The following is a 5834-nucleotide window of genomic DNA, read 5'->3' on the forward strand; positions in this document are numbered from 1 at the left end:
TTGCGGATGCGGGATGCCGAGTTCGGCACAATCATCGGCCAGCAACTGCGGATCCTTGATCCTGCGGATCGCGGCGCCGCCATTGCCGGCGAGCCGAAAGTGTCGCGCGATTTTGTCCACGGTCTCAGGCATCCGCTCAAACCCTGAGCCCAGGACAATGGCGGCCGGCAGGTCGTCGCCAGCCAATCGCCGAAGCGTGTCGATGATGCGCTCGCCGTCGATGCCTCCTTGCAGGTCGCCTGGCAGCATTGTCGCGCGTTCTGCGAGCGCGACGGTGTCCGTATCGCAAAAGAAATCGGCGACCAGCGGACGATAGCCGGCGCGACGCGCGGCGGCGGCCAGCCCCCGGCCTGAAATTGCCGCGATCAAAAGAGATCCGGCGTTACTTGGCAATCTCGCGTGCAAGGGAAAACGCTTCCTGAAAACCGAGCGTGATCGTCTTTTCGGATTCGATCATTCTTTTGAAGAGACCGAATTCGACCTTATATTTGACATTGCCGATGGCAAGCGGACCAATGCCGACAGCTTTTGCCGCATCGAGTGGATCACCATTGGCATTGACGGCCAATCCTTCGATGCCGGCCGGGGGAACGGCATTGACGTCGGCCGCAATAAGCAGGTCATTGCCTTTCAATTGGGCTTTGGAGACCACCTGGACGCCAGCTTTGGCGCAAGCCAGGATAATTTCGTTGGCTTCGACCAGCTTTGTCTTGCGGGCGTCGCTCGATCCGTCAGCCGCATCGACGGTGAGGTGGAACCTGCTTTCGATCTCGGCCGCGATCTGCTTGACCCGTTCGATGCCGTCATGGCCGACAAGTGTGACCCGGGCACCTTCCCCTGCCGCGATGACGGCGGTGCAGAAGCCGACGACGCCGGTGGCGCCGAAAACAGCCACTCTCGTATCCCTGAGCGCACGCTGGAATTTCTTCTCCAGCGCCTTTTCGACCTTGGCCACCATCGCCGCGGCTGTGGTGAACGAGCCGGCTGGATCGGCAAATACCGAAACCTGGAAAGGCGGCACCATCGCCTTCTTCGCGGCGTCGAACATGTCGAGCGCCAACGAGGCATCCTTCCCGGCGATGAAGATGCCGGTGTCGACACCCGCATCCGGCGGGCGTGAAAAGATCGCGTCCTGGACCAGTCCCGTCACTTCGGCCAGGCCCACATCGACATAGGGGACGACGGCGTCGAAACCTGCGTCGAGCGCCATGTTCACGTCGAAGGGGCTCATCTGCTTCAACGGTGTCAGCATGTGCAGGATGTGTTTGCGGGCCATTTCTTGCCTTTCTGCCTGAAACTGAAGCGTCAGCTGCCGACGAGATCCAGCCTGGTTGAACTGATCTTCGCGCCGGAGTTCCTGCCCTTGACGATCTTGACCTCAAGGCCGCCCTCAACTGTCGTCTTCCGAACCGCGTCGACGAACTTGAGTGCGGCGTCCTGCGATGGCGCGAAGGCAAAGCCTGTCGGCCCCCAGGAACTCTGGCCGATGCCGACGGCGCCTGCTTCATTGAGACAGTGGGCCACCATCTCGACCCGCTTCGAGGTGAACACGCCGCCCTGGGCCGGGGCGAAATGGCTGCCGATCAGCATCTGTATCGCGGTGACGGCGGCGCCGAATGCCGGAAGGTCCCGCTCGACCAAAGCCGGCATTATGCCCATCAGCACCCTCCGGCAGATCTCCCCACTGCCTGCCGTTGGGAATGGCGGCAGCGAGCGAAACGCCGCAACCTCGGCTGCTCCATGCAGTCCATGCCCGGAATGGTCGAGGATGAGGAGGACGCGCCACTCTTCCGGAAACGGCAGCCGCGCGACGACCGGAGGCGTTCCGCCGCGGTCGTTCTTGCCGGCGTCGACTATGACGCCGCCGTCTTCGAAACTTGCGATGCCGATGCCGGATCGGCCGCCCCGCTCGAGCAGGTTAGCGTCGCCGGCGATGTCCAGAGGCAGATTGTGGAGCGTGCGCAACGCCGAGGCGACGGCAAGGGCGATCTGTGTGCCGGAGCCCAGACCCGCATGACTGGGGATCGACTGCTCTACCACCAGATGGTGCTGGCCGCGAATGCCAAGATGCTTGCAGAGCGTCGATAGATGCTCGCTGGCGCGGGTGCTCTCGGAGCCTTCGACGATGGTCTCGCTGGACCGCGACAGGGTGACGACGGTTTCGGGTTCGCTCAATGGAAGCCCGACGCTGCCGAACCGCCGTCCAGCATCGCCATTGAGATCAAGGAAGCCAAGGTGCAGGCGAGCGGGCACTCGTATGGTAACAGAATTCGACATCTGCCCCCCGATGGGTGCATCATGGATGCATCATGGAAGTTTAGGTGCCCGGTACCATGATAACTGTTTTCGTCGATGGGGCAAGCCAAAGAGAACGCATACGTGTTTGCCGGCTCCGGCGTGTGACAGACCGAGCAATTCGCGGAGGTCGAGATGAACGAGACAGTCAAGGAAAAGGTCTATTCGGAAGCCGAGATCGCCGACCGGCTTGAGAAGGAGTTGCCGAAATGGCGTTATGAAAACGGCTGGATCCGGCGCAAATACAAGACCCACAGCTGGAAATCGACGCTCATGGTCATCAACACGGTTGGTCATCTCGCCGAGGCGGCGTGGCACCATCCTGATATCACCGCCTCCTATGCCTGGGTCGAGGTGCGCCTGACGAATCACGCGGCGAAAGGCATTACCGACAAGGATTTCGAGTTGGCGAAAAAGATCGAGGACGTTGTCCAGTGGCAGCCGGCCAAGGAAGGCGGGGCACTGGAGGGCACTCCACTGACCGATCAACGCTTCGCTTACGTCAAATATGACTAAGCAGGGTCGGAATTTGTTGACGCGTATGAAAACATTCGCTGATCCGCTGCAGGGTGGGGTTCACGGCCAATCCAGTTTCGTCTAGGATCGAGCCGGCACCAGAAAGTAGTTTAGCGAATGGCGGTTGCTTGGATCGGCAACCGGGAAGCGCTGATTGAGCACGCGGCTGCGCATGCCGCGTCGCTATTGTCGTCAAGTCGGTGCCCGGTTTTCAGCTTTGATACGGATATAGATGGCACGAGGGCGGCGATCGCGCTGGCTGAGCGGGCTGGCGCGGCATACGACCATGCCGATGGTGCGGCACTTGCCCGAGAGACCGCGCTTTTTACCGACAAGGGGGCAATGACCGTCGCCCCCGGAGAGACGCGCCGGCGTGCCGATGTCGTGGTGATCGTGGGCGAGCTCCCGCGGATCCATCATGGTCTTGTCGGCGAACTTGCCGGGACGGTTCCCGACCTCTCGACCGGCAACCAGCGCGCGTTCTTCGTGGTAGGCCCAAACGGGATGTCTGTGCCGCCGCTGAACGGCGGACGCAAGGCAACGCAACTTTCCTGTGGCCAAGCTAGCCTCACCGCCACGCTGGCGGCACTGAGGGCACAGTACAAAGGGCGGCGTACATCGCAACCGGTGTCGAATTTCAATGATTTTGCCAAAGCTCTGGCGGCCGCGCATTTTCCCGTGTTCCTGTTTTCAGGCCACGCCGCCGAAGGCTTGGCATTGGAGATGCTGCAAGGACTGATCGCCGATCTCAATCGCAAATCGCGCGCATCCGGCCTTTATCTGCCGGCGAGCGAAAACGGGTGGGGAAGCGCGCTCGCCTCGGCCTGGATGACAGGTTTTCCGCTGCGCACCGGCTTTGCGCGCGGCCTCCCTGAATTCGATCCCTGGCGCTGCGATGTGGAGCGCATGATCGCTGCCGGCGAAGCTGACCTGCACCTGCGGATCTCCGCCGCAACGGCCCAACTACAGAAAAAAAGGGCACGCATGGCGCTGATTGTGCTGACGAAAACGGAAAAGCCGGTTGCCGGCGCCGCAGTCACCATGGCCATCGGCGAGGCTGGGGTCGATCACGATGCGGTTGTCTACTCCAGCCGCACGGGCTCGCTCAGGTCGATCGATGCGCAAGCGGCCTCGCAATTGCCCTCCGCCGCGACGATCATCCGCCTGATCGCTACCCACGCTTTCCTCGAGCCACTGCCATGCTGACGAAAATCGCCGACGGCGACATCATCGATCCCGTCAACGGCCGTCTCGGCAAAGGCGACCTCTGGATCAAGGACGACAAGATCGTTCCGGCGCCGGCGGGAGGGGCGGCCGACCGGACCGTCGAAGCCAGCGGCTGCATCGTGATGGCTGGCGCCATCGATATCCACTCCCACATCGGTGGCGGCAATGTGAACACCGCGCGGCTGCTCTTGCCCGAACAGCATGCCGCCCATCAGCTGCGGCCAGCAATGACGCCGCTCGCCAATGCCGGCTGGTCGACGTTCCAGACCGGCTGCCTCTACGCAAAGATGGGCTTTACGACGGTCGTCGAGCCGGCGATGTCGCCGGGAGCGGCGCTGCACACGCATCTCGAACTGGCTGACATCCCGATTATCGACAAAGCGACCCTTGCCATTCTCGGCAACGACGATTTCCTGTTGTCGATGATCCGCGACGACGCCCCCCGGACGATGATCGAGGACTATGTCGCCTGGACGGTCGCTTCGACGCGAGCGCTTGGGGTCAAGGTGATCAACGCCGGTGCGGCGGCCGCCTTCAAGGAGAACGTCCGCACCTTCTCGCTGGATGATGTCGTGCCTTCCTATGGCGTCAGTTCGCGCAAGATCGTCAAGACGCTGCAGGCCGCCGTCGACAGTCTTGGCTTGCCGCATCCCTTGCATGTCCATTGCAACAATCTGGGCAGCCCCGGATCGGCGGATACGGCGGCTGCGACGATTGCAGCGGCGGATGGACTGCCGCTGCATCTCGCCCACCTCCAGTTCTATGGCTATGGCACGGAAGGAAAACGCGGGTTTTCCTCTGCCGCCGCACGGCTTGCCGAACTGGTCAACGCGACGCCGGAAGTCACCATCGATATCGGCCAGGTGATGTTCGGCCAGACGGTCACGGTCTCCTCCGACGTCATGCGGCAGTTTTCGGCGCGTGGCAGCGCACACCCGAAAAAGACCGTCATTCATGACGGTGACGGCAATGGCGGCGGCATCGTGCCCTACAGCTATGGCAAGGACTTCTACGGCACGATGCAGTGGGCGATCGGGCTCGAGCTTTTTCTCCTGATCGACGATCCCTGGCGTGTGTTCTTCACCACCGATCATCCCAACGGTGCACCTTTTACCGCCTATCCGGCGCTGTTCGAACTGCTGATGAGCCGGGAAGCGCGCGCCGAAATGGCCGCCGGACTTTCACGATCCGCCCTGGTGCTCTCTACCCTGGCCGCAATCGACCGCGAATACACGTTCGAGGAAATCGCCATCATGACGCGCGCGGCGCCAGCCAAGCTGCTCGGCTTGACGGATCGAGGCCATCTCGGCGCCGGCGCAACAGCCGACGTCGCTGTCTATCGCAGGGACCGCAGTATCGCCAAAATGCTCGGAGAGGCGGCGTATGTTTTCAAGGATGGCGATCTCGTCGTGCAAGACGGGGAAATCATCCATTACCGCTGGGGCAAGGCATTGAGGCTCAAGCCGCCTGTCGACAAGGCAATGGTGCGACGGCTCGAGGACTATCACCAGCAGCGCTACGGCCTGTCGCTGGACTGGTTTAATTTCCCGGATTCCGCGATTGCGCGCGAACAGCCATTCGGCGAGGTGCCATGCCGAACATGAGCATCAATGGCGTAACGATCGACGATACCTTCGCGGAAGCCTTCGGCATGCGCGCAACCGCCATCGTCATCACCGCGCCGAGCCGGAAATGGGCTCGCCAGGCGGCGATCACAATGACCGGCTTCGCCACCTCGGTGATCGGTTGCGGCTGCGAAGCGGCAATCGATCTCGACCTGCCGCCATCGGCCACAC

At 62.0% G+C, this 5834-nt stretch carries 5 protein-coding genes and 2 pseudogenes; 4 read left to right on the top strand and 3 right to left on the bottom strand.

Annotated features, from left to right (window positions below; all coding sequences use genetic code 11):
- The 3 genes and pseudogenes from ENZ74_RS19070 to ENZ74_RS19080 all read right to left on the bottom strand — a co-directional run.
- Nucleotides 1-369: pseudogene (locus tag ENZ74_RS19070) on the bottom strand (hypothetical protein); the annotation flags it as partial.
- A 13-nt stretch (nucleotides 370-382) separates the two neighbouring features.
- Nucleotides 383-1276 (bottom strand): NAD(P)-dependent methylenetetrahydromethanopterin dehydrogenase, encoded by an 894-nt coding sequence (locus ENZ74_RS19075; protein WP_013532031.1) that lies wholly within the window; start codon nucleotides 1274-1276, stop codon nucleotides 383-385.
- 29 nt (nucleotides 1277-1305) lie between these two features.
- Nucleotides 1306-2277, bottom strand: a complete 972-nt coding sequence (locus tag ENZ74_RS19080) for a beta-ribofuranosylaminobenzene 5'-phosphate synthase family protein (protein ID WP_024504393.1) — start codon at nucleotides 2275-2277, stop codon at nucleotides 1306-1308.
- Between the two features lie 153 nt (nucleotides 2278-2430).
- Between ENZ74_RS19080 and ENZ74_RS19085 the strand changes: the two genes are divergently transcribed.
- From ENZ74_RS19085 to ENZ74_RS19100, 4 genes and pseudogenes are all read left to right on the top strand, one after another.
- Nucleotides 2431-2811 carry a 4a-hydroxytetrahydrobiopterin dehydratase gene (locus ENZ74_RS19085; RefSeq protein WP_013532029.1) on the top strand — a complete coding sequence of 127 codons (381 nt, stop codon included), beginning with the start codon at nucleotides 2431-2433 and terminating at the stop codon, nucleotides 2809-2811.
- A gap of 117 nt (nucleotides 2812-2928) precedes the next feature.
- The gene (locus ENZ74_RS19090; RefSeq protein ID WP_063167857.1) at nucleotides 2929-4017 is read left to right on the top strand and encodes a hypothetical protein; all 1089 of its coding nucleotides are present in this window, start codon (nucleotides 2929-2931) and stop codon (nucleotides 4015-4017) included.
- Nucleotides 4011-5642, top strand: a complete 1632-nt coding sequence (locus ENZ74_RS19095) for a formylmethanofuran dehydrogenase subunit A (protein WP_063167858.1) — start codon at nucleotides 4011-4013, stop codon at nucleotides 5640-5642. The genes ENZ74_RS19090 and ENZ74_RS19095 overlap by 7 nt, the downstream gene beginning before the upstream one ends.
- Nucleotides 5630-5834: pseudogene (locus ENZ74_RS19100) on the top strand (formylmethanofuran--tetrahydromethanopterin N-formyltransferase); the annotation flags it as partial. The gene ENZ74_RS19095 and the pseudogene ENZ74_RS19100, both read left to right, overlap by 13 nt.

It is taken from the genome of Mesorhizobium sp. M7A.F.Ca.CA.002.15.2.1 (assembly GCF_003998715.1).
Lineage (GTDB): Bacteria > Pseudomonadota > Alphaproteobacteria > Rhizobiales > Rhizobiaceae > Mesorhizobium > Mesorhizobium ciceri.

What these genes read in the sequence shown, in the direction of transcription:
- ENZ74_RS19075 (WP_013532031.1), bottom strand. Translation starts at nt 1,276, where the DNA reads ATGGCCCGCAAACACATCCTGCACATGCTGACACCGTTGAAGCAGATG.
- ENZ74_RS19080 (WP_024504393.1), bottom strand. Translation starts at nt 2,277, where the DNA reads ATGTCGAATTCTGTTACCATACGAGTGCCCGCTCGCCTGCACCTTGGC.
- ENZ74_RS19085 (WP_013532029.1), top strand. Translation starts at nt 2,431, where the DNA reads ATGAACGAGACAGTCAAGGAAAAGGTCTATTCGGAAGCCGAGATCGCC.
- ENZ74_RS19090 (WP_063167857.1), top strand. Translation starts at nt 2,929, where the DNA reads ATGGCGGTTGCTTGGATCGGCAACCGGGAAGCGCTGATTGAGCACGCG.
- ENZ74_RS19095 (WP_063167858.1), top strand. Translation starts at nt 4,011, where the DNA reads ATGCTGACGAAAATCGCCGACGGCGACATCATCGATCCCGTCAACGGC.